Origin of the sequence: Thiomicrorhabdus sp. zzn3 (assembly GCF_029767755.1) — a bacterium.
GTDB lineage: Bacteria > Pseudomonadota > Gammaproteobacteria > Thiomicrospirales > Thiomicrospiraceae > Thiomicrorhabdus.
In genome coordinates this window covers 533,265-557,529 of record NZ_JARUQS010000001.1, presented here as the reverse complement: position 1 = coordinate 557,529, position 24,265 = coordinate 533,265, and the positions used below count along the sequence as shown (strand labels likewise).

The 24,265-nt window shown below is 48.6% G+C and carries 24 protein-coding genes and 2 tRNA genes; 7 read left to right on the top strand and 19 right to left on the bottom strand.

Translation table 11 applies throughout. The annotated features are described in order from the left end of the window. Positions 1 to 127: 127 nt before the first annotated feature. Positions 128 to 517, top strand: a complete 390-nt coding sequence (gene panD, locus QCB44_RS02510) for an aspartate 1-decarboxylase (protein WP_279407752.1) — start codon at positions 128 to 130, stop codon at positions 515 to 517. Between the two features lie 121 nt (positions 518 to 638). Here panD and QCB44_RS02505 read toward each other — a convergent pair whose 3' ends face one another. Genes QCB44_RS02505 through pcnB form a run of 6 tightly spaced genes read right to left on the bottom strand, consistent with a single transcriptional unit; the run spans position 639 to position 5,836 of the window. Beyond that, positions 639 to 1,373 (bottom strand): flagellar motor protein MotB, encoded by a 735-nt coding sequence (locus tag QCB44_RS02505; protein WP_279407751.1) that lies wholly within the window; start codon positions 1,371 to 1,373, stop codon positions 639 to 641. Beyond that, positions 1,366 to 2,133, bottom strand: coding sequence for a MotA/TolQ/ExbB proton channel family protein (locus QCB44_RS02500; protein ID WP_279407750.1), 768 nt, complete (start codon positions 2,131 to 2,133; stop codon positions 1,366 to 1,368). Before QCB44_RS02500 ends, QCB44_RS02505 begins: the two co-directional genes overlap by 8 nt. A gap of 49 nt (positions 2,134 to 2,182) precedes the next feature. Continuing rightward, entirely contained in the window at positions 2,183 to 3,037 is an 855-nt protein-coding gene (gene panC / locus QCB44_RS02495) for a pantoate--beta-alanine ligase (RefSeq protein ID WP_279407749.1), read from the bottom strand. Next, positions 3,037 to 3,828 (bottom strand): 3-methyl-2-oxobutanoate hydroxymethyltransferase, encoded by a 792-nt coding sequence (panB, locus tag QCB44_RS02490; RefSeq protein WP_279407748.1) that lies wholly within the window; start codon positions 3,826 to 3,828, stop codon positions 3,037 to 3,039. The genes panC and panB overlap by 1 nt, the downstream gene beginning before the upstream one ends. Before the next feature lie 26 nt (positions 3,829 to 3,854). Further along, positions 3,855 to 4,370, bottom strand: a complete 516-nt coding sequence (gene folK, locus QCB44_RS02485; RefSeq protein WP_279407747.1) for a 2-amino-4-hydroxy-6-hydroxymethyldihydropteridine diphosphokinase — start codon at positions 4,368 to 4,370, stop codon at positions 3,855 to 3,857. Positions 4,371 to 4,375: 5 nt separating this feature from the next. Beyond that, positions 4,376 to 5,836 carry a polynucleotide adenylyltransferase PcnB gene (gene pcnB, locus QCB44_RS02480; RefSeq protein ID WP_279407746.1) on the bottom strand — a complete coding sequence of 487 codons (1,461 nt, stop codon included), beginning with the start codon at positions 5,834 to 5,836 and terminating at the stop codon, positions 4,376 to 4,378. A 360-nt stretch (positions 5,837 to 6,196) separates the two neighbouring features. On the opposite strand from pcnB, the gene QCB44_RS02475 reads away from it, so the two are divergent. From QCB44_RS02475 to QCB44_RS02450, 6 genes are all read left to right on the top strand, one after another. Beyond that, the gene (locus QCB44_RS02475) at positions 6,197 to 6,787 is read left to right on the top strand and encodes a TetR/AcrR family transcriptional regulator (RefSeq protein WP_279407745.1); all 591 of its coding nucleotides are present in this window, start codon (positions 6,197 to 6,199) and stop codon (positions 6,785 to 6,787) included. Positions 6,788 to 6,802: 15 nt separating this feature from the next. After that, on the top strand, positions 6,803 to 7,201 hold the full coding sequence (locus QCB44_RS02470) for a hypothetical protein (RefSeq protein WP_279407744.1): 399 nt from the start codon (positions 6,803 to 6,805) through the stop codon (positions 7,199 to 7,201). Positions 7,202 to 7,245: 44 nt separating this feature from the next. Further along, the gene (locus QCB44_RS02465; RefSeq protein WP_279407743.1) at positions 7,246 to 8,355 is read left to right on the top strand and encodes an MBL fold metallo-hydrolase; all 1,110 of its coding nucleotides are present in this window, start codon (positions 7,246 to 7,248) and stop codon (positions 8,353 to 8,355) included. A 141-nt stretch (positions 8,356 to 8,496) separates the two neighbouring features. Beyond that, positions 8,497 to 8,943, top strand: coding sequence for an isoprenylcysteine carboxylmethyltransferase family protein (locus QCB44_RS02460; RefSeq protein ID WP_279407742.1), 447 nt, complete (start codon positions 8,497 to 8,499; stop codon positions 8,941 to 8,943). Positions 8,944 to 9,054: 111 nt separating this feature from the next. Then, complete coding sequence (gene trpS, locus QCB44_RS02455; protein WP_279407741.1) at positions 9,055 to 10,065, top strand: tryptophan--tRNA ligase; 1,011 nt, start codon at positions 9,055 to 9,057, stop codon at positions 10,063 to 10,065. A 184-nt stretch (positions 10,066 to 10,249) separates the two neighbouring features. Next, positions 10,250 to 11,230, top strand: coding sequence for a DUF4382 domain-containing protein (locus QCB44_RS02450; protein ID WP_279407740.1), 981 nt, complete (start codon positions 10,250 to 10,252; stop codon positions 11,228 to 11,230). Between the two features lie 80 nt (positions 11,231 to 11,310). Here the strand turns inward: QCB44_RS02450 and QCB44_RS02445 are convergent, their stop codons facing one another. From QCB44_RS02445 to QCB44_RS02385, 13 genes are all read right to left on the bottom strand, one after another. Then, on the bottom strand, positions 11,311 to 12,189 hold the full coding sequence (locus tag QCB44_RS02445; protein ID WP_279407739.1) for an amidohydrolase family protein: 879 nt from the start codon (positions 12,187 to 12,189) through the stop codon (positions 11,311 to 11,313). Between the two features lie 7 nt (positions 12,190 to 12,196). Beyond that, positions 12,197 to 12,808, bottom strand: coding sequence for a phosphonate metabolism protein/1,5-bisphosphokinase (PRPP-forming) PhnN (gene phnN / locus QCB44_RS02440; protein WP_279407738.1), 612 nt, complete (start codon positions 12,806 to 12,808; stop codon positions 12,197 to 12,199). A 51-nt stretch (positions 12,809 to 12,859) separates the two neighbouring features. Then, positions 12,860 to 13,261, bottom strand: coding sequence for a hypothetical protein (locus QCB44_RS02435; protein ID WP_279407737.1), 402 nt, complete (start codon positions 13,259 to 13,261; stop codon positions 12,860 to 12,862). A gap of 194 nt (positions 13,262 to 13,455) precedes the next feature. Further along, positions 13,456 to 13,532, bottom strand: a tRNA-Arg gene (locus tag QCB44_RS02430). 92 nt (positions 13,533 to 13,624) lie between these two features. Continuing rightward, positions 13,625 to 13,717, bottom strand: a tRNA-Ser gene (locus QCB44_RS02425). A gap of 144 nt (positions 13,718 to 13,861) precedes the next feature. After that, positions 13,862 to 14,074 (bottom strand): carbon storage regulator CsrA, encoded by a 213-nt coding sequence (gene csrA / locus QCB44_RS02420; RefSeq protein ID WP_279407736.1) that lies wholly within the window; start codon positions 14,072 to 14,074, stop codon positions 13,862 to 13,864. A 177-nt stretch (positions 14,075 to 14,251) separates the two neighbouring features. After that, positions 14,252 to 17,254, bottom strand: a complete 3,003-nt coding sequence (locus tag QCB44_RS02415; RefSeq protein ID WP_279407735.1) for a hypothetical protein — start codon at positions 17,252 to 17,254, stop codon at positions 14,252 to 14,254. Between the two features lie 215 nt (positions 17,255 to 17,469). Continuing rightward, on the bottom strand, positions 17,470 to 18,696 hold the full coding sequence (locus tag QCB44_RS02410; protein ID WP_279407734.1) for an aspartate kinase: 1,227 nt from the start codon (positions 18,694 to 18,696) through the stop codon (positions 17,470 to 17,472). 16 nt (positions 18,697 to 18,712) lie between these two features. Continuing rightward, positions 18,713 to 21,304 carry an alanine--tRNA ligase gene (gene alaS, locus QCB44_RS02405; RefSeq protein ID WP_279407733.1) on the bottom strand — a complete coding sequence of 864 codons (2,592 nt, stop codon included), beginning with the start codon at positions 21,302 to 21,304 and terminating at the stop codon, positions 18,713 to 18,715. After that, positions 21,258 to 21,437: a hypothetical protein gene (locus tag QCB44_RS02400; RefSeq protein WP_279407732.1), complete on the bottom strand. Its 180-nt coding sequence runs from the start codon at positions 21,435 to 21,437 to the stop codon at positions 21,258 to 21,260. The genes alaS and QCB44_RS02400 overlap by 47 nt, the downstream gene beginning before the upstream one ends. Positions 21,438 to 21,497: 60 nt before the next feature. Continuing rightward, positions 21,498 to 22,118, bottom strand: coding sequence for a regulatory protein RecX (locus QCB44_RS02395; protein ID WP_279407731.1), 621 nt, complete (start codon positions 22,116 to 22,118; stop codon positions 21,498 to 21,500). Positions 22,119 to 22,197: 79 nt separating this feature from the next. Beyond that, positions 22,198 to 23,235, bottom strand: coding sequence for a recombinase RecA (gene recA / locus QCB44_RS02390; protein ID WP_279407730.1), 1,038 nt, complete (start codon positions 23,233 to 23,235; stop codon positions 22,198 to 22,200). 402 nt (positions 23,236 to 23,637) lie between these two features. Further along, positions 23,638 to 24,132, bottom strand: coding sequence for a CinA family protein (locus tag QCB44_RS02385; RefSeq protein WP_279407729.1), 495 nt, complete (start codon positions 24,130 to 24,132; stop codon positions 23,638 to 23,640). Positions 24,133 to 24,265 lie beyond the last annotated feature (133 nt).

Sequence of the window (24,265 nt, the reverse complement as noted above, 5' to 3'; positions counted from 1 at the left end):
GTTTTTGTTTTCTGTTTTTTTCTTTAAAAGTCAGTATAATATCGCGCTCAACGACTGATTTCGCAGCTTGAATTTGAATTTAAGTTGAGTAATGGTGATCCCATTCAATCGAACAGAAGAGATTCCTATGCAAGTTACACTCTTAAAATGCAAATTACACCGTGTCACCGCGACGCATGTTGAACTGGATTATGAAGGTTCCTGTGCCATTGACGGCCATTTAATGGACGTTGCCGGTATCCGTGAATACGAGCAAATCCAGATTTACAACATTAACAATGGTAAGCGCTTTACTACCTATGCGATTCGCGCCGAAGAAAACACCGGAATCATCTCTGTAAATGGCGCAGCCGCACATAAAGCCAATCCTAACGATCTGTTGATTATTGCCGCTTACGCCTCCATGGAAGAGAGTGAAGCGGATCAATTTAAACCGAAGCTGGTGTACGTAGACGGCGAGAATAAAATCACCCACACACGCAACACCATTCCGGTGCAAATGATGAAAGCCGGCTAAAAACAGCTTAGCTATAACAGAAAAGCCACCTAAGGCAATCTTCTTTAGGTGGCTTTTTATTTTGTAAATCCACAACACTAAACCGAACAGGCCTGGTTGCCTCCGAGCCTTCCATTGTGCTTTATTGGGCTAGCGGAATGGATTCGGCTTCTTTACTACGCACCCAAATCTCTACCCGCCTGTTTTTAGCCAAAGCCTCTTCACTATCACCATCACTGACCGGACGGGTATCCGCCACCCCTATTGCCTGAGCCCTTGCAGGATCAATCAATCCTTGATTAATCAACGCTTCGATCACGCTCGCCGCACGCGCGCTGGAAAGCTCCCAGTTCGATTCAAAGCGCCCACCGATCACAGGACGACAGTCGGTATGGCCGATCACCTTCACAAAAACACCCGGCTGCTTAAAGCCTTCAAACCTATAAAGCAGTGACACAAACTCCGGTTTCAATTTCGCCTTACCCGGATCAAATGCGATTTGTTCGGGAAAGGTCACCAAAATGCCATCCTTCAAGGGATCATAATCTATTTTCACGGTGTTCGCTCCGCTCTGACTTTCGTCTTGAGCAAAGCGCTCAATCAGACTCTCATAAAGCGGGTACAACTGGTCAATCGGAGTCTTTTCGCTGTCCTGCTGTGTCTGATCGTTTGCTTTGAGGGCATTAAAATAAGCCACTTGATCATTCGACAAGGTCATGCCATGCCCCAAGGCATCCGTCAAAGACTCAACTATCGTTCTATACTTGGGAATTTCTAAAGAGGACATGGCAAAAAGCAGCACAAATACCGCCATCAGCAAAGACATTAAATCCGCAAAGGTCACCAGCCAAGGCGCCCCTCCTTTTGCTTTAGCCATCTTCAAGCGCTCGCTTCTGTTTAGCATGAAGATAAGGGGCAAGCAAATCGCGCATTACCGCTGGGTTATGTCCTTGGGCAACGCTGTCTATCGCTTCGATAATCATCTGCTGACGATAGGACTCCCCTTGCGCCCAGGACTCTATTTTATCGGCAGTAGGCAGTGCAAACAAATTGGCGATCATCGCACCGTAAAGCGTGGTCAGCATCGCCACTGCCATCGCCGGACCGATGCTGTTAGGATCGCTGAGATTGGCCAACATTTGAATCAGCCCCACCAGGGTTCCCATCATCCCGAACGCGGGAGCGGCTTCACCAATCGAGCGAAATACGCCGGCCGCGGTTTCCGCTCCATCCACCAGCATCCGGTTCTGCTCTTTTAATCTCTGCTTCACCAGCTCAGGGGAATAGCCATCCACCAGCATACGCACGCCATCGCGGTAAAAATCGTGATTGATTTCATAGCCTTCCATGGCAAGCATCCCTTTATTGCGCACCAGACGCAACAGATCCTCGGTAATATCGACCAGCTGGTTCAGATCCTTGATTTGCTTATCGACTTTCAACACACTAAACGAAAGCCCAATCGCCTCAAAACTCTCTTTCATCGAATAGCGAATCATCGTAGCCGCTATCGTCCCCCCCACCACAATCATCACAGAAGGGACGTTAACAAACAGCGAAATGGAAGATCCCATTGACATCGCCACCAGCACGATTGAAATTCCGGCAAACAAACCGATCAGGGTAGAAAAGCTCATAAAATCAAGAAATTGTTATCTCTAATATAGGCGTTTAAAAAGCATCGGTTCAAGCGGACGTGACGAGAATATTATCCAGTAAACGTGTCGCTCCCATTCGAGCCACCGCTAACACAGCAAAACGGGTTTGACTCTCTACTGCAGGTAACAACGTAAGCGGATCGACAATTGCAATGTAATCAACCGCATCAAATCCTTCTGCCAATAAACTTTGTGTCGCGACACTTTCCAAGTCGGAGAAATTGCGGTTGCCTGATTCGAGCGCCGTCGCCACATCACACAAAACCGTGTAAAGTTTAGGAGCGATTTGCCTTTGAGCTTCATTCAAATATTGATTACGCGAACTCAGTGCCAAACCGTCCTCTTCGCGGGCAATCGGAGCACGAACCAATTCCACCGGCATTGCCAAATCAGTCACCATACGCTCGATTACGGCATACTGTTGAAAATCTTTTTGACCAAAGACCGCCACATCCGGTTGAACCACATTAAACAGCTTAGCAACCACTGTCGTCACACCATCAAAATGCCCTGGACGGCTTTTGCCTTCAAGCAAACCGGTTAATGCGTCTGGAACAATCACCCGTGTCTGCGATGTTCCGGATGGATACATCTCATCCACCTGCGGAAAAAACAGCGCATCGACCGAGTGCGCCTGAAGCTGCTCACAGTCCGCTTCAAATGTACGCGGATAACGTTCAAAATCCTCATCTGGGCCAAACTGAAGGGGATTCACAAAAATACTCACCACCACTCGGTCGGCTTTCTGCTTGGCCAATTCAGCCAGGCTTAAATGACCAGCATGCAAATTCCCCATCGTCGGTACAAAGCCAATGCGCAAGCCCTCGGATTTCCAATGACGAACCTGCTCTTTTAGTGCGCAAACCTGTTCGAAAACCTGCATTACCCTACCTCATGACAGGCTTGAGGAAACGCCCCATTTTTAACCGCTTGTACGTAAGCGGCAAAAGCCGCCTGTATACTGTTGGCGTCCTGCAAAAAGTTGTGTGAGAATTTCGGCGCTTTGCCCACCGTTAACCCAAGCAGGTCGTGCATTACCAATACTTGTCCGGAAGTATCTGCTCCAGAACCGATTCCAATGACAGGAATACACAAAGTTTGCGTGATCTTTTTCGCCAACTCCGAAGGCACACACTCCAGCACCAGCATATCAATGCCCGACTCCTGCAGCATCATCGCTTCTTCGAGCAATCTTTCGGCTGACTCCCGGTCTCGACCCTTTACTTGATAACCGTACTTTTCCACCGACTGCGGCAAAAGCCCAAGATGTCCGCAAACCGGAACGCCTAAGTCACTCAATGCCCTAACCATCGGAGCAACACGTTCGCCACCTTCGAGCTTCACCATATTGGCGCCACCTTCCTTCATCAAGCGCCCTGCGGCGTGCAAGGTATCATGCATGCTGGCATCCGCCATAAATGGTAAGTCAGCAATACACCAGGCCTGCTGATTGCCTCTCTGCACCATCTGCGTATGATAGATCATCTCATCCAACGTCACCGGCAAGGTCGTAGAGTGACCTTGTACGACCATGCCCAATGAATCCCCTACAAGGATCACGTCCACACCGGACTCTGCTACCCAGTGCGCCATACTGGCATCGTACGCCGTGAGACAGGCAATCTTTTCGCCCTCACGATAGAGCTTGTTTAATTGTGACAATGTTTTACGCATGACAATCCAAATAAAAAAGTGGGAATTTAACCGACACCAGGTTGGTTAGTTTGATCGGTTTGCAAAGGGATGACATAAGTTTCCGTCAATTGCGAAATTAAAACGTCTACACGCCCTTTTCCAGGAATCAATAGGCCTGGTGCGATTTCCGCCAAAGGCAAGAGTACAAAATCGCGCAGGGCAATCTCTTTGTGCGGCACCTGTAAATGCGCATCGGAAATCTGTAAATCATCATAAAGCAAAATATCGAGGTCAATACAGCGTTCGCCCCAATGACGTTTCTTTATCCGTCCTTGAGTTTGCTCGATGCCCTGCAACGCCTCCAACAAGCCCCATGGAGAGAGCTCAGTTTCAATGCGGCAAACGGCATTGACAAAATCGGGTTGATCCTGTGGTCCCAACGGCTTGGAAGCGTACAGCCTGGAGCGTTGCTTCAAACAAGTTTGCGGCAAAGCATCTACAGCCGCCAACGCATCTTGAATCTGCATGATCGGCTGATCCAGATTACTGCCCAATCCTAAATAAACACTGTGTTTTGTCACCCTGATCAGGCCTGTTCAGACTGGCTGTCGCCAGAGTCGCTGCGGTTTTTCTGGCTGCGCTTACGCAAATAGTTACGATTTCTTGGTCTTCTACGGCGCTTTTTGCCGCCTTTATCCACCGTATTCGCGAATGCAACCCGCGCAACCGGATCCTTTTCCTGATACTCCGTCCACCAATCAAACAACGCTTTTAATTCACTCTCTCCTGCAGCGACGCGCACGCCAAGAAAGTCATAGGCGGCACGGAAGCGAGGATGCTCCACCAATTTTTGCGCACGCGCGCCTTGGCGGCGATGCAAGCGGAATTGCAAGTTCCAAATATCACGCATCTGCGCGGTAAAACGCTTGGGAATGGCTGTGGCACGGATCTGCTGTTCAATGACATCATTCGCCGCCGCATAAAACGCATCCTGCGGCACCATTCCACTATCCAAATGCGCCTGACGACGTTGCATCATCGGCTCCCACAACATTGCTGAAAACAGAAAGGACGGATTAACGGACTTACCGGAACGAATGCGCGCATCGGTACTTTTCAGCGCCTCGATCACCATCATGCGTGGAAAATGGTTGGACTCTTGAGATAACAACTGCTCCGTAAGCGGGAAAAGATATTTAAACAGATCGAAGTGGCGCAGCTTTTCAAACACTTCCACCCCTTGGCCGCTATGAAAGAGCTTTAACACCTCTTCAAAAAGACGCGCATTGGATACATCACCAAGCAGATTTGCCATCTCACTGATCGGTTTTTCCGTCGCCTTTTCAATATTAAATCCAAGTTTTGCCGCAAACCGCACGGCACGGATCATACGCACCGGATCTTCACGGTAGCGTGTCACCGGATCGCCAATCAGACGTAAATTTCCGGCTTTAATGTCTTTCATGCCGCCGACATAATCGATGACGCTGAAATCCTTAATATTGTAATAAAGCGCATTCACGGTGAAATCGCGACGCCAGACATCTTCGTCAATCGTGCCGTAAACGTTGTCGCGCAATAAACGCCCGGAGTCGTCCACCTCACGGGCTCGACCACTTGACTTGCCATTACGCCCAAAGAAATCTTTGCGATCCTGCCCTTCTCCATTACCGCGAAATGTGGCCACTTCGATCACCGTACGCCCAAAGCGGACATGCGCCAAGCGGAAACGTCGGCCGATCAACTGGCAGCGACGTTTAAACACTTCCTTAACCTGCTCCGGCTCTGCATTGGTGACGACATCAAAATCTTTAGGCTCGAGACCCAACAGCAGGTCGCGAACACAGCCGCCCACGAGATAGGCTTCATACCCCGCTCTTTTTAATCCGTACAGCACATCCAGCGCAGATTTATCGATATCCTTGCGCGATATGCCATGCGTCGATCTGGAGATGACTTTAGGGGGATGGCCGCCCGGAGCGCCAGAGTGAGCAGAAGAGACCCGATTCGAGAAAAAAGAGGTGAGTGTACGAATGATTCGTTGCATAGAATGCCAAAATAAGCGTTAGATATATTTAAAAGATCATTTTAGCGGCTTTTGATCTTAGTTAAAAGCCTTTACGCATTCGCATAAACCCACATTAGTACCTTATTTAAATCATTCATGCCAACCCAAAGCCTTATCCTCTGCCAAGCAAGGTAAAATAGAGCGTAACGGCTTATATTTCAATGCAAAGTTCCTTTTTGAGAAAAACGCCCTGCCCCTTAAAGGCGTAAAGGGTGATCATGGCTTCACAGACTGTTCACTTTGCTTCAAACCCATTTGTAAGTCACTTGCTTATTTCAACCAATCGGACTAGAATAAACATTCTAGAATGAAAATTCTAAAACTAGGAAATTTCATACTATGTCGTACCTGAACCATCAATCACTTCCAGCCACCCAACTGAAAGTGCTGAACAGCGCTCTTTGCTTATTCGTGGATAAAGGGTTTTTTAACACCTCGATCCCCGATCTGGTCAAACACAGTGGCGTAAGTACAGGCTCTATTTATCACGCATTCAAAGATAAACAGACCATTGCGGAAACCTTGATGGCGGTACTGTTGCAACAAATTGACAATGAACAACAGGCGATCCTATCCCAACATCAAGACAGCTGGTCTCGTTTTTATGCTTTCTGTGAATGGATGATGCAAACGGCGGTGGAGCATCCACACGTCATGCAATTTTTGCTCAATGCCCGCCACAAAGAGTTTATGCCGGAGTTACCGCCCGTTTGTTCATCCAAACCGTTTATGACCTTGCGCGACGTGATTGCTCAAGGCATGGAAGAAGGCGTGGTGCGCGACATGGATATCATGGTGGCGGCAGCCAGCAGTTTCGGCGGCATTATGCGCCTGATTCAGCTTAACTTGGACCATATGCTCGAACGACCGTTAATGAGCTATTTGGATGAAATTACACAAACCTGTTGGCGGAGTATCGCCAACGATTAACAAACGATTAAGCCGATGCCTAAACCTCAAATTAACCAAATCTGGATCTACTGGACACTTACCGATTTACTCCTCATTGCCGGCGTCATCTGGGATCCCATTCTCCTCTACGTCACCATCGGCTTAACCCTAGTACAAACACTGCACTTTTATGCAATGACGCCGCAACTCTCCAATTTTGCCGTTCAGGTACGCATCGCCTATTTGCTACTGCTTCTTGTGGCTTTAGTGCCAGGACTCTATTCCATCTACTACCTGGTCATTCTCGGCACCACCGCCATGATTCTGTTCGACTACTGCTTTCTGGCCCGCTGCATGGCATTGATGCCGTGGAACAAAAAACACCCTTACAGTATCAGACTCATCGTCAGCACCTTTTTTAGCAAACCGGTCACTGGCAGCGTTCAACCCTAATTCCGCTCACCCTTGATTCAATTTATGCAAAGGAGCATATCGACATGAAGAAAACGACTCTTCTGACCACGCTTTTTTCTCTCATTCCGACCGTATTCATCGCACCCAGCCAAGCCAACGACGTATACAGCGACAGCTTTGCTACCTATGCCAAAGAACTTGAAAAATACGGCTTTACCGCTAGCGCACAAGCGATAAACCAATACCACCAAGAAGTAAACCGCACACTCAGGCAGGCCGGATATATTGGCTCAACCCTCCCGCTTCCTAAACCAGCCAAAGTAGCTGATGGCGTGTACACCGTGGTTGGCAGCCTGATTTGGCACAACCCGTCCAACTTTGGCCTCAATAACAACCTGACATTCATCGAGTTTACAGACGGTGTATTTGTCTTCAATGCCGGCCCCAGTCCGGCTGTTGCTTACTCTTTCCATCAGCTGATCAAGCAGATTACCGATAAGCCGGTTAAATGGGTCGCCGTGGAAAACAGTCAAGGACACGCCTATCTGGGTGCAAGCTATTGGGTCGATATCGGCGTCAAAAACCTTTACTCGCACAGCGTAGCTAACCGCGATTTTCATAACGCTTTTGAACACATCAAACACAGCTGGGGAACGCGCGTGGGCCACGAATTGACGGAAGGCGCGCGCGACGTATCGGATCATTTCACCACCTTTGATGACAAAATCACCGTCGATGTCGGTGGTGGCGAAACAGTAGAAATCCTGAATTTTGGCCCAGGACACACCCCTGGCTCCACCATCGTATACCTGCCTAAACGCAACATTGTCTTACCCGGTGACCTCGCCTACAACCAGCGCATGCTGGCGCTATTCTCCTATACGGACACACAAAAATGGGTGGAAACCTTTGAGCACTTTATGAATGCTATGCCAGAAGACGTAATCGTGATTCCCGGCCACGGCGCTCCGACCACTTTGCAGCAAGTAAAACAGGATACCTACGATTATCTGAAGTTCATGCATAAAGAGGTCGCGGAACTCATTGCTCGCGGCGGCAGCGAAGCTGATGCGGAAACGATTGATCAATCCGCGTACCGCCATCGCCCGGTCTACGAGCAGACCCACAAACAGAACGCCAGCCACATTTACCGGGAAATGACCGGCGGTGATTTAGGACAGAGTTTTGAGTAAAACCTGAAGAAGGTTTTTTCATTCCGGCTTCTGTGTACAATAAAATCATCAACTTCACCTATTCATTTAGCGCTGCCAGTCATTTCACTCAATATGGCTGGCGCGTTTAGATAGAATTTTTTATGTTCAACAGGCCTGGTCATGACTCACATTAAACACCCTTTTGCCTCCTTTACCCTCGTCACCGCGCAATTTGCGATTATCGTCGCCCTGTTACTCGTATTGCCTTTAAGCCTTAACCCGTTTATTCTCGCCGTACAGATCATTGCCGCCGCCATTGGCATCTGGGCCGTCGCTACTATGCATTTGGGCGAATTCAATATCGTGCCCGACCCGCGGGAAGACACTGAAATCATTACTCACGGCCCCTATCGTTTTATACGTCACCCGATGTATTTCTCGATCTTGCTGTTCTTCATCCCACTGCTGGTTCGCTATCCCGACTGGATCGCAATCGGGCTGTATACGGCCTTGTTTCTGGTACTGCTGATTAAACTCAGTTACGAAGAGCACCTGCTGAGTGAAAACCTACCGGAATACATCGGCTACCAACAACGCAGCAAGCGTCTCATCCCCTTTCTGTTTTAAGCAGACAAACACGCGCAGCGGCTAGTCTTTCGGCTCAGAAAGTGAGAAAATAACGCCCATTTTCGAAAGCAAGATTAACACTTTAAATATTATTCACATTAAGCATTCATCATGACAAACAGCAAACCCACTCTTTTCAGCGGCATTCAACCTTCCGGCGATCTGATGATCGGCAATTACATTGGCTCGATCAAAAACTGGGTCAAAATGCAGGATGACTACAACTGCCTGTTCTCACTGGTCAACATGCATGCCATTACCGTGGAACAAGATCCGCAAGACCTGTATAACCGCAGCTTGGATTTTGTGGCCTTGTATCTGGCTTCCGGCATTGATCCTGAAAAAAGCACCGTGTTTATCCAGTCTCATGTGCCGGAACATGCTGAACTGGCGTGGATTTTGAACTGTTCAACCTACATGGGCGAACTGAACCGCATGACTCAGTTCAAGGATAAATCCCAAAAGCACGCGCAAAACATCAATGTAGGGTTGTTTGACTATCCAGTATTGATGGCGGCTGATATTCTGCTCTATCAAACCGAGATGGTGCCTGTTGGTGCTGACCAGAAGCAGCATTTGGAGCTGACACGCGATCTGGCGGTGCGATACAACAACCGCTTTGAAAAAGAACTGTTCAAAGTGCCTGAACCGTTTATTCCTCCGGCCACCTCCGGCGGACGCATTATGAGCTTACAGGACCCGACGTCTAAAATGTCCAAGTCGGACGAAAACAAAGATAACTTTATCGCCCTGCTGGACGACCCTAAGAAAATCATTAAAAAGTTCAAAAAAGCGGTCACCGACTCCGGCTCCGAAATCGTCTATGACGTTGAAAACAAACCCGGTGTGTCCAACCTGCTCACCATCTACTCGGTCATTAGCGACCAGTCAATCGAAGAGGTTGTCAAACACTTTGAAGGCAAAATGTACGGTCACTTGAAGGTGGAACTCGGTGAACTGGTGGTGGAATATCTGCGCCCAATTCAAGAACGCTTCCATCAAATCCGCGGAGACGAGGGTGAATTGCGCGCTATTCTGCAAAAAGGGGCGGATCAAGCCCGTGAACAGGCACAACAAACCTTAAAAGCAGTACACGAAACCATCGGTTTTGTATTGCCGTAACCCTTGCTATCCACCAGCCTAAAAGCCCCGTTTTTCGGGGCTTTTTTATGACCAGGCCTGGTCAAAATATTTTACCCATTCAATGACTTTATACTCTACGTAAATGGGATTATTTCACACACTCATACATTCTGTTTATTGTTTATAATGGCTCATGCAATAACACCATAATAGGGAGCGAACCATGAAGAGAATGATGACAGCAGGCCTGTTGGCACTGCCGATATTATTAACCGGCTGTGGCGGTGGTTCCGGCGACAGCTCAAGCGGAACCGGAACGCTAAACCTCAGCTTAACGGATGCTCCTATCGATGAAGCCAATGCGGTATGGATAGAGTTCACCGGCGTGTCGATTAAAAAACAAATCGAAGCCACCACTGAGGAAACGACTGCCACTGAAGAGTGGATCGAAATTCCTTTTGACGAACCGGTACAAATTAACCTTTTAGAGCTTCAAGGCAGCCAAAACTATCAGTTGCTTACCGGTCAAGCACTGGAAAGCGGAGCCTACTCTGAATTCCGCCTGCATGTAAATGCGGTTCAGGACGATGTCTACGATTCGTATATCGTTTTATCCGACAACTCAGAACACGAACTGGACATTCCTAGCGGCTCACAAACCGGCTTAAAAGTGAAAGGCGACATCACCATTCCAGAAAACGGCGAAGCGGCATTTACTATTGATTTCGACGTGCGTAAATCGATTGTGGTTCAAGGCAACGGCGAATATAAATTGAAACCTGTGCTGAAACTGACCCAGGATGATTTGACCGGGCACATTTCCGGAAGCGTTGCAACGGAACTCGTCACCAGCAATGCTGACAACTGGAGCTGCTCGGATGAAGATCCGGATACCTACAATGCGGTTTATCTGTTTAGTGGTTCAGATGCCACTCTAAATGACATCAGTGGGGCGGAAACCGATCCGGTGACGACGGCTTTGGTCACATATAACGGTGAATCTAGCGCCTATGAGTTTGAAGCGGGCTATTTGACCGAAGGCAGTTACACCGTTGCCTTTACCTGCCATGCCGACGCGGAAGACACTGAGGTATCAGGAGACGAACTTTACTTCATCGGCACACAAAATGTAGCTGTCACCGCTGGTGAAACCTCCTCAGTAGAGATTAGCGCTCCCGTTGTGGAAGCGCCTTCAGCCTCTTAATTAACACACACTATCTACCTTTAAAAACAAACGGCCCAAATAATGGGCCGTTGTTCTATCCGGATCTCTCTCTTTTAAACTTATTCACGCCCCTGTTTATTCAAAAAGAGGCGCTGGGCATTTTCATAGGCCAATTTTCTCGCTACCGGCTCCGGCAATTGAGAGAGCCATTCGCGAATATCGGTGACCACTGAATCAAATGTTTTCCAACGGTTCACACTGAAGGTGTCTACCGCGACCATAAAACGATCCTGATAGTCGATAAATAGCCGCTTCCATTCGGGGGTTAAACCGCGATGATCGGAGTAACCGTCCGTCCCTAACAACAAGGTGTCGCGCACGGAGGTATCGATATAGAGGTTGTGTGGATGACGCTGCAACACCTGACGCAGAAAATCCGGCTGCGGACGCGTTCCCATATGTGCCCATAACACGGTCACATCGGGGGCCATCGAAAATATCTCGTCAATAATCTCGGCGTCTCCGTGCGCCTGTAACATGAGTCCGTGTTTTTGCGCCAGCTTGACGATACCTTTCAACACCGGACTGTGACGGTCCTGAGCGAAAATATGAAACTCACCAATCCCGCGGTAAATCCCCTTTTTCAGCGCCAGCTCCACTTTTGGCAGAACGCTCTCGTCATGCATCCAATCGCGCTTATCTTTCAGGGTTTCATACACCCCCAAAAATGGAATAATCCGATCCGGAGCATAACGATATAAGGCTTCTGTACCATCATTCGGCGTACTGGAAATCAACGCATGCGTCACACGGTTACGGTCAAAGATCGCCATAATCTGTTCGGGAGTAAACGCTTTCGTGTCTTCCCCGCCATAATGCAGGTGACTATCAAAAATCGGCATCTCCTCATTGGCCTGAGAGGTTTGAGCAGACACCGGAGAGCTGAAAATGCACAGCAGACTCATCAGGCCTGCCCACTTTAAACCGCGTCGTCTCATAGAATATTTATCCTCGTCTCAAACTGTTGTCTTCGGCCTGATTTAACAGTTTCGCCAAACGATCACCTGCATCTGCAATGGTGGTTTCATTTTCAATTCGACAAAGCGCAGGGTGCTGCACACTTTCATACTCTGCAGCACGCTGGATACGCTCTTCAATTTCCGATGCGCTTTCACGCCCCCGCTGAATCAGGCGCTGGCGCAAGGTTTCTTCCGATGCGGTAATCAATACCGGCACCAACTCCGGATGAAGTGAACAGGCCTGTTCAAAATAGCCGCGCGACCCGTTCATGACCACATTCAGCCCCATAGACAACCACAGATCGACTTCTCTGCCCAAGGCATAACGCCAGCCGTGGCTCGACCAGTCGAACTTAAAACAACCACGCGCCAAGCGGTTAGCAAACTCCGCTTCGGAAAGATGGATATGATTCTCCCCCAACAACTCCACCGGGCGAGTGATATAACGGTGGGCAAATACCACCGGCGCCTCTGCCAAACGATCACGGGCATAATTCATCAAGGTATCTTTTCCTGCGCCGGAAGGCCCCATGACATAAAACAACCTCCCCTGATTATCCATATTCACCCCCGGTAGATTAGCCTTACCTTCATTCATACAAGTTAACTTTTAAATTCAATAAACCGTGCATTTAATCAATTTTAGGCCTTATCGTCGAAAGAAAAACGCAATAAAGATGACCACAATACCTGCCAAAAAAAGGTAAAAGAACAGGTCTTCCGACCACCAGGGAACCTCCTGAAACAAAGACGTGGCCGAACCGGCCACATAATCTTCTTCATAGGAAGACTTTAAATTCAGGTTCTCAAACACCGGACGCATATTCATCCAGATCAACCAGGACGCGCCATTTAAAGTCAAAGCAGCGGAGAGATCAAACAGCATTGTCATCATCGCAGCCCCCGCAAGAATCACCACCCCAACAGTCAACGCATCTAGAACCACTTTATAATCGGCACCTGCAAGCCATGATACAAAAAGAGCAAGGGCACTGACCGTAATTGCAAAAGCCGCCAAGCCATAGAAATAAAGATCTCTTGGTTGAGTCATACCCCGCTCCTTTCAAACATCCTAATAACAGTGCATTTCAATCAAAGCATCATTTAATCCTAAATAATAGAAACAGTTTTGAAAACATTTTTTACTATAAAGTTTTCGCGGAATGGACAAACAAGCAAAAATGGAAAATTACAGGCAATAAAAAACCCCGTTTAATCTGATGACTAAACGGGGTTTAAGAATAATGGCGCGCCCGAAGGGAGTCGAACCCCTAACCGCTCGGTTCGTAGCCGAGTACTCTATCCAATTGAGCTACGGGCGCTTTGTTTTGATGTGGCGTATTATAGAGTGAAATCCTGGAGAGTCAACTCTAATTTTAGATTTTTGTTTCAGTCAAACCACAACAACTGAAAATGGCGGAGACGGAGGGATTCGAACCCTCGATGGAGCTACAAACCCCATACTCCCTTAGCAGGGGAGCGCCTTCAGCCTCTCGGCCACGTCTCCGAATTCAGGCGCGTATAATACCGTTTATAAGGGAGGTTGTAAACCAATTAGGGGAATTTTATGCGTTTTTTTTACCCCTGATATTCGATTTAGATTTGAAGTGTTTGTAAATGAAATCCGCGAATGATTTTGCAACTCTGGGATTTAACAGCACTTTTTAGTCGCTGTACTCAGCGAAGTTGCATTTAAGATCTCCTCAGCCCCACCATCTGCCAGAAGCTCTTCACGATGAATATTGACTTCTTGCGGTGCTTGAATTCCGACACGCACTTGCCCCCCCTTAACGGCAAGAACGGTTAATTTGATATTGTCGCCAATCAACAGCGACTCTCCTTCCTTGCGTGTTAGCACCAACATAACAATTCTTCCTTAACCTGTTAAATTAAGTGTAAGCCTTTGTCGTCTTTCAGATAATTGAGAATTTTTATTCTGTTTTATAAGTATTATCTAATATTTATTAACCCACTATTATTAATTCCTACCAGATATAAAAAAACCCGCTTAGCGGGCTTTTTATAAAGAACAACACGATTTTTATTTAATCAACACCAGGCCGCCACCACTGTCGGCCACATAAACCCGACCATTAATCACGGTGACATCCAATGCAGAACCCACCGTATTCATATGTTGACTCAATATAGGGTTGGCTAGAGTGGTCCAATCGACCTTAATCACGCCCGCATCCCCATAAGCGATATAAACCCAGTTTTTACCGCCCACTTCAACAATTTCCATACCGGCCGCTCCGCCATCTAACTCAGCTAAATCAGCACTGCCAAATAGTGTTGGATCTTGCAGTTTGAAACGGGCAACCGCATCAGGGCGTTGATCATCACCACCATGGGCCCATATTTTGGTTGGATCCGTCCCTTCCGCTAAGGGTTCGATCAGATCGCTGATTCGGTAGGCCACCACGCCAAAACTGTCGTAGGTAAAGATGGCATGATCATCAACCAGTTTAACGACAACGCTCTTACCGTCTGCTTTACCAACATGGTCGTCTTCCATTTTTTTAGGTTCAAACACTTTGACCAGGGCCATGTTATTCACGTCAGTAATATCTACCACACCGACACCGTTACTGCCGGCAGCAACGAAAGCGTAGGATTTACCTGTCGTATCATCATCCCAAAGTGCCACACTGGAAGCTCGACCCAAATCCGGCTGAGAATCGGTTTCACCGCCAATGTTACTCACGACAAAACCACTGGTTGGATCACTCGGGTCTTTACTGAGATCGTAAACAGTCAAGCCATTACTGCCGTCGGCCGTAAAGGCCAGACTGCCTTTCAACGCCACGCCATAAGTATGATCTTGCATGTGAAGATAATCGACCACATTTCCGGAATCGGTATTGTGTTCAAAAATATCGGACGCCGTCGGATAAAGCAGGACAGGCGTACCTACCTCTCCCTCTTCCGGTACGGTTACCCGACGTAAACCACGGCTTTGCGACATCACCAGCGCGGCTTGATTTTCTACATCCAGCACCACATCGTATGCATGAGGCGTTGGTTCAATCGTCTCTGCCCCCAGTGTTTCGGAATATTCGCTTTGCAAGGTATTGGCTACAACATGCACATCATCCGTGGCATTACACTCTTCGTCCGCGATCTTCCACACAGTCATACCATGGGGTCCGTCCGCCAGAAAGAGTAGATTCCCGTAAGAGGTTACCCCCTCCGAATGACCGATGTTAATTTCTGCCGTAGCACTGCCATCGACGGCTGCGCCAACTTCATCCGTCGTTGCAAAATGCACCGGTACCTCGAATTTAGGATCGGCACCCAGATTGATATCAATAAAGTTCAATCCGCCACCGCCCGCGGTCAGCGTGACATCCACAGAACCTGAAGCCGAAGAGTCAAAAGTTGATGTCAATGCAAAACGATTACCGTGTCCGCTCACTTCTCCCGTCGCAAGCAGAATAGGTGTTTCATAAATAAAACTCGGTATCTCTTCTTCACCGTCTGGAATCGGCGTCATATCATAAGAGGTAACAAACTCGTAGTCTGGCCAGTGATCACCTAATGTTCCCCCTGCTTCATCGTTATTATAAGGGGCAGCAGAACCATGCCACTGGCTAGGATCATCGGCATTACCAATCGCCATCAAACCCGCGAAATGATCCGAGAAATACACATGATTGTTTACCGTATCCAATTTAACATCGACAATACCCGCTTCTTTGAGCATCCCCACACCAAAATACGGATAGAGACTTTGGGCTTCTTCACCGGTCACATCATCCGGTCCGTGAGCTGGAACGGCAGGTACGTAGCCTAAATAACTTCCCTCCATAAATGGCTTGGCATCATCCAAGTTTGCATCACACACTTCATTACGTGCCCCAGCGTTTTGATAACCGGTAACATCCACTGCCACCATACCGGCTAAACCATAGGCAACATAGGCAATAGTTTTTTCGGATCCTGTACCGGCATTAAAGGTATTGACGGTCACATCACGCGCGTCGTAGTAGTATTTTCCATATCGATCAAAATCAGCCCATGGCGTGGGCGCCTCTACATCACCATGCCAAACCTGTTGAATCTCAAAATTCGCCTGCATGTAGTTAGGCATTCCGGTACACGCATCCAGATAATCGGCACCTTGAACAGCGGTAGCGACATTCAGATCAATAAACCAGTCCTCTCCTCCGTTCGTTTCACTTGCATCCGTGTAAAGGTTGTATTGTCCCACTTTTTGCAGTGTCTGCGGATCATATACCCCTAACCCCAGAAAACCTTGGGCAACAAACAATTTTTGATCTGCCCCAGAACCATAAAGTGTCAGCCCTTTAGGGCCTCCCCACGGGTTCTCACCTGCATACTGCAATGTATATGCTTCAGAATCAATTTTCAGTGTTCCATCTAGTTCACGGCCCAACTCGGTATCAAATAGATTCGCCAAATCCGTTTTATGCAATCCGTAACCTTCATCTCCGATTAATAGTTGCAGCGGCGTGTTCTCGTCACCGTCATCGTAAACCGCTACAGAAGTAATCGGTGCACGGCTACTGGAGATGGTGTTGGTCTCCTCATCATCGCCGATTATATCGCCGCCACCTTCGGTCCAAATCAAACCGGTTTGTTCGTAATTGACCTTCACACTGGCTACGACAGACATGTTCATAGGATCACTCACATCAACAGCCGCAATCCCTTCATCCCCCATGGCAAGAATAGCGTACTGAGTTCCATTGAAATCCACCAAGGCGATGTCTCGGATAAATCCACCAAGCTCAACGGAATACTCACTGCTTTTAAGATTTCCCACAACCGTTGATCGCAGCTCATTGGCCAAGTTATAAATGGCCCATTGCGTGCCATCTTTATCGGTGATTTCAATGGAGGAAATGGCGCCCCCAATCCGTTCTTGGGTGGTTAAAAAGGCTTCTTGGGGAACATTACACACTTCAACGTCACCATTGCCACCACTGCTACAGCCACCCACGGCTGCGGCTATCAGAAAAACCATACTGGCTTTGCATAAAACAGCATGGGATTGTCTAAAACGTAAGAACTCTTGCATGGCAACCCTCCTGGTACCGAATATTCCCTAAAAAACATAGGATTATTTCCATTAAAACACCGGAGAGGAGGCGTTAAAAATTCAAAGTTCTTATCTTGGCCAGATAAATTCTATAATAAGCAAACAAACGTATAGGCTTAATAATAAAAAACACGCTCCTAAAAACAAAAAAGCCCGGATAAACCGGGCTTAAAAACTGAACAGGCCTGTTGGGATTATTTATCCAGCTCAAACGCCTCATGAAGCGATTGTACAGCCAGTTCCAATTTAGATTCATCAATCACCACTGAAATCTTAATTTCCGTCGTACCGATCATTTGAATATTGATGTCGTTGTCCGCCAGTGTCTTGAACATACGGCTGGCAATGCCTGAGTGCGATTTCATTCCGACACCGACCATTGAAATCTTAACAATGGTGTCATCCGACAACACTTCACGCGCGCCCAGTTTATTCGCAGTGCTTTGCAGAATCTCCAAAGCTGGCGCCAAATCGCCGCGTGCTACGGTAAAGGTGAAATCAGTCGTACCGTCTACGCCTTGGTTTTGGATGATCATATCGATTTCGATATTCGCATCCGAAATTGGCCCAAGAATTTGATAAGCCACACCTGGCTTGTCTGGCACACCTAAAATCATTAATTTCGCTTCGTCGCGACTGAACGCGATACCCGAGATCAGCGGTTTTTCCATTTCAATGTCCTTAAACTTCTCTTCTGAAATGATTAAAGTACCGCCGCCCTCTTGCATTGAAGACAGTACGCGCAACGGCACGTTGTATTTGCTGGCAAACTCGACCGAACGAATCTGTAGAACCTTGGCCCCTAAACTGGCCATTTCTAACATTTCGTCAAAGGTAATGTGATCCAGACGCTTGGCTTCCGGCACAACACGCGGGTCGGTGGTATACACCCCGTCCACATCGGTGTAAATCTGACACTCATCCGCATTTAAGGCGGCGGCAAGGGCTACTGCGGTAGTATCCGAGCCACCGCGCCCCAAAGTGGTAATATCGCCATCCGGTGTAACGCCTTGGAAACCGGCAACGACGACGACTTTGCCCTCATTGAGCTGGCCAAAGATTTTTTCCGAATCAATATCTTCAATACGTGCTTTGCTATGCACGGCATCGGTTTTAATCGGTACCTGCCACCCCGTATAAGACACTGCAGGATACCCTTTTTCTTGCAACGCCATGCTCAGCAATGCAATTGTCACCTGCTCTCCCGTGGTCAACAAAACATCCATTTCGCGCTTAGAGGGACGCGCTTGAATTTCATGCGCCAGCGCCGTCAGACGGTTGGTTTCTCCGCTCATTGCAGAAACGGCCACCACCACCTGATGCCCTTCATCGACAAACTTAGCGACCTTATTCGCTACGTTTTGGATACGCTCGATATTTCCTACCGAGGTACCACCATATTTTTGAACAATCAGTGCCATTGCTTCTATTTTCTTCTTATTTAGACTCTACCCAGGCCGAAACCGAGGCGAGCGCTTCGTCTAGCTTACTTGGGTCTTTTCCGCCGGCTTGCGCCATATCTGGACGGCCGCCCCCTTTACCACCAACCTGTTGTGCGACATGGTTGACCAATTCCCCTGCTTTAAAGCGATCGGTTGCAGACTTGCTGACACCGGCCACCAACATCACTTTTTCACCCTCTGTCGCAGCCAGAAGGATCACCGCAGGTTCCAATTTATCTTTCAGTTTATCCAAGGTATCACGCAGCGTATTGTTGTCGGCGCCTTCCATCTTGGCCGCCAACACTTTCACCCCATTGATCTCTTGCGCTTGACCAGCCAAATCGGCGCCTTGCGAAGCCGCCATCTTGGACTGAATTTGCTTCAATTCTTTTTCCAGCGCCTTATAATCGGCCATCACCTGCTCGACCTTGTCGGCCACTTGGTTTTTATCCGACTTCACCGTTTGAGCAATCTGCTCCAATCGCGCTTCATCCTCATAGATCATCGCCCAGGCTTTTTCACCGGTCGCCGCTTCAATACGACGTACACCGGAGGCAATACCGCTTTCGGAGACAATGCGGAACGGCCCGATTTCACCGACCGAGTTAACATGGGTTCCACCGCATAACTCGACTGAGAAATCCCCCATATCGACGACGCGTACCACATCACCATACTTCTCACCAAACAGCGCCATCGCGCCTTTCGCCTTGGCCGATTCTATATCCATCTCGCTGGTGCTAACCGCTTCATTCAACATGATTTGACGGTTAACCAACTGCTCAATTTCACGCAGTTGTGCCGCGGTAATCGGCTCAAAATGAGAGAAGTCAAAACGCAGACGCTCCGGACTGACCAAAGAGCCTTTCTGCTGAACATGGGTTCCCAGAACCGTACGCAAGGCGGCGTGCAACAGATGCGTGGCCGAGTGATTCTTTTCACTGGCACGGCGGTGCGCGATATTGATCTTGGCATGAATTGTCTGTCCAACGGCGATCGTCCCCGCGGTGACCTTCCCTTTGTGCAGGAACAGCTTGCCCTGCTTGTGAGTGTCATCGACATGGAAACTGTGCATGCCTTCGGTCAGGCTGCCGCTGTCACCCACTTGCCCACCGGACTCTGCATAAAACGGGGTTTGATCCAGAATCACAATGGCTTCACTCCCTTCTGCGGCACTCTCAACCGACTGCCCCTCCACAAAAATGGCGAGGATGTCACAATCCGCTTCATCTTGAGTGTAGCCTAAGAAAATCGTTTCACCTTCAAAATCCACACGCTCCTGAGCACCACCGGCAAAGCTGCTCGCAGAACGGGCACGTTCACGCTGAGCTTCCATCGCACGCTCGAAGCCGACCTCATCCACCGTCAACCCCTTTTCACGCGCTACATCCGCGGTCAAGTCCACTGGAAAACCGTAGGTGTCATACAGCTTGAAGGCCATATCACCTTCAATCACCGTGCCTTGCATTGTGGCGATATACTCTTCCAAGAGCTTCATGCCGTTTTCCAAGGTTTCGGCAAAACGCTCTTCTTCCAGTTTCAGTACGCGCTCAACATTGGTTTGTTCTTTGGCCAATTCCGGATAGGCCTCACCCATCTGCTCAACCAGCGTCCCCACCAGCTTATGAAAAAACGCCTGATTTTGCCCCAGCTTGTAACCGTGACGAATCGCACGACGAATGATCCGGCGCAACACATAGCCGCGCCCTTCATTCGAAGGCATCACGCCGTCGGTAATGATGAAAGCACACGAACGAATATGATCGGAAATCACGCGCAACGAACTGTTGGTGAGATCTTTCTCACCGGTCAATTCAGACGCTTTTTTGACCAATGCCTGGAACAGGTCGATATCGTAATTGTTGTGCACACCCTGCATGACGGCGGCTAAACGTTCCAAGCCCATCCCCGTATCAACGGATGGCTTCGGTAACGGCGTCAAGGTACCGTCAGCGGCACGGTCAAACTGCATAAACACCAAGTTCCAGATTTCGATGTAACGGTCGCCGTCTTCATCCGGTGAACCTGGAGGACCTCCGGCCACATCCGGGCCGTGATCGTAGAAAATTTCCGAGCAAGGCCCGCACGGCCCGGTATCTCCCATTGACCAGAAGTTGTCTTTCGCTCCACAACGTGAAAAACGCTCTGCGGAAACCCCCATCTCTTTCAACCAGATATCTTCGGCTTCCTGATCCTCTTCAAACACCGTCACCCAAAGCTTTTCTTCTGGCAGTTTCAACTCTTGAGTCAAAAACTCCCAGGCGAACTTAATGGCTTCACGCTTAAAGTAGTCACCGAAACTGAAGTTCCCCAACATTTCGAAGAAAGTATGGTGACGCGCAGTATACCCCACGTTCTCCAAGTCATTGTGTTTACCGCCGGCACGAATACAACGTTGTACCGTCGTCGCACGATTGTAATCACGCTGTTCCTGTCCAAGGAAGGTTTCCTTAAACTGCACCATTCCCGCATTGGTAAACAGCAGGGTTGGATCATTGGCCGGCACCACGGGACTGGAATGAATTGCCGTGTGGTTCTGCTTAACAAAAAAGTCTATAAAAGCCTTTCTGAGTTCTGCACTGGTCATAGGGTTTAAACCTTAAAGTCAAAAAATAAAATTCAATTTTTTCTAAAGCCGCTTGTGCTGCGACAAGGCGCCCAAATGCGCCAGCCACATCACCTAAATTCTTTGCATTTAAAACCACAGAAGGCGTGATCACCTGTCACGCCTTCTGTGTAGCCACCGCCTGTTAAGTGAAGCTGCGTTCACCTCGACGGCGTTAACGGAACACTTTCCAGATCCACTCCGCCGGAAATCCACGGCTCTGCATAAAACGCATCCGTTTTGCCTGTTCATTTCGACTGGCCGGTTTGTGCGCATCACCGTATTTTTTTTCCAAAACTTCACGCATCATTTCTAACCAATCATTAACGTCTAAATCCAGTGCTGCATCAATCGCAACGGAATCTGAACAGGCCTGCTGCAATTTCTGACGGATTTTCAGTGGACCATGCCCTTTCAAACGGTAACTGTATACTGCTTGTTCCACATAACGTTCATCGCTTTGCCAGCGGTTCTCTTGGCATTTTGCAATGACCTCATCCACCAGCTGCGCCACCAGTCCGACAGGTTCCCCAGTCAGCGCCAACAAGGCTTCAGTTTCCGGAAACTTCTGCAACAGTTTGCGCTTAAGTTCTTTGGCACCATGTTCACGAGTCGCCAACAATGCCACCGCTTTAGATTCAATCTGCTGCGCCAGCGCAGCGATTTCATCATCCGCATCCGCCAGTGGATTGGTGTCATCATCCAGCGTCTCGACATGATGACTTTGGCCACGCGCTATCGAATCAGACTCGTCCCAGGTTCCCAGCTCTTTTAAAAACGTTTCTGCGCTTTTCAAACTGCTGCCACCCTAGTAATTAGCGTGTGGTGAGCTTACTGCACTCCCACACACGAGACATCGGTAAGCTAATCGCTTCTTATTCTGCCGCTTGCATTGCTTCTTCGGCTTCTGCCTGAGGCTTGCGTGCCGGCATCAGACGCTCTTTAATTTGCGCCATCAGCTCTTCGGCCACCTCCTGATTATCAATCAGGTATTGACGGACGTTGTCCTTCCCTTGACCGATTTTCTGATCGTTGTAGCTGTACCAAGAACCGGATTTCTCAATCAGTTTCTCTTTCACACCCAGATCAATGATTTCACCTTCGCGTGAAATGCCGTGACCATAAAGAATATCGAATTCAACCTGCTTGAACGGAGGCGAAACCTTGTTTTTCACCACCTTAACGCGCGTTTCATTCCCTAAAATCTCGTCACCTTTCTTGATCGAACCAATACGTCGGATGTCCAAACGGACCGACGCATAGAACTTCAACGCGTTCCCACCCGTGGTGGTTTCAGGACTTCCGAACATGACACCGATCTTCATACGGATCTGGTTGATAAAAATCACCAAGGTATTGGTACGCTTGATATTGGCGGTCAACTTACGCAACGCTTGCGACATCAAACGCGCTTGCAACCCCATGTGCGAATCCCCCATATCCCCTTCAATTTCCGCTTTCGGGGTCAGGGCGGCCACCGAATCGACCACCACAATGTCTACCGCACCAGAACGTACCAATGCATCGGTAATTTCCAATGCTTGCTCGCCGGTATCCGGCTGAGAAACCAATAGATTATCAATATCCACTCCCAGCTTCTCAGCATAGACCGGATCCAGAGCATGTTCGGCATCCACAAACGCCGCTGTCCCACCCATCTTTTGCGCTTCGGCAATGGCATGCAGAGTCAGAGTCGTTTTACCGGAAGATTCCGGCCCGTAGATTTCAACAATACGACCTTTTGGAAAACCGCCTATTCCAAGCGCCATATCCAATCCCAAAGAACCCGTGGAGATCGCTTCAATATCACGCGCTACGCCATTATCGCCCATTCGCATAATAGAGCCTTTACCAAACTGTTTTTCAATTTGGCCTAACGCAGCGGCCAGCGCTTTTTGCTTATTCTCATCCATTGTAAGGTCCTTTGATGTCCTGTAATTGGCACTTGGGGGGTTGCAAATCCATCTTTCACAAACGGAGTGATCTTGGACAAACCAAGCCCCCTAAAACGAGGGAAAATTTTACATAATCCCTGCCTCAGCAAGAGGCAAAATTGTGTAGAAAATCCGTTGCTTAATAAGCGCGGAATTATCCCATACTTTAAAACTAAATCCTAGTAGGGTCACACAACAGAATAACCTTATTTTTACGGCAACAGACTCGTCGACACGACGTGTTTACCCAGTTGGAATTCAACCTCTCCCTAAACAAAAACGGAGCATCCTGACAGGCCTGCTCCGTTTAAGCTGCTTAAATAATGTAGAGAACGTTTCAGAATTCGGCAAAGACCACTGCCGTCCGTAACCCAGAGGCTTTTATTCCGCCGCTCCCTGCAGCAATTTCATCACTCCCATTAACGCGGCTTCGGTAGTCTGTTCACGCACCGCCAAGCGATCACCGGAAAACAAAAACTTTTGCGTTTCTACCCGGTCATGGCCCTGCATCGCCCAGGCAATCCATACGGTTCCTACCGGCTTGTCCGGCGTACCGCCTCCCGGCCCTGCGATACCGCTGCAAGCGACGCTGACACGGGCATGAGATTGCTGCAGTGCGGCGACCGCCATCTCTACAACGCACTCCTGACTGATCGCGCCTTTTTTCTGAATGGTCGTTTCACTGACGCCGAGCATCTCTTTTTTGGACTCGTAGCTGTAAGTGATATAGGCACGATCAAACCAGGCGGTACTGCCCGCAATCGACGTCAACGCTTCGGCAATCATGCCTCCGGTACAAGACTCGGCCGTCACAATCATCGCCTGCTTTTCCACCAGTGCTTTCCCCACTTCTGCTACCAGCGTCTCAAACCCCATTCCCATCACTCCGTTTTAATGATTTCATTCCAACTGTGTTTGCATTCTTCATAATTTAAACATTCTGAGCAGGCCTGTTCCGAACCGTGAATCTGCCCGACCGTTTCAATTTACGTTTATTGCGAAACGATGC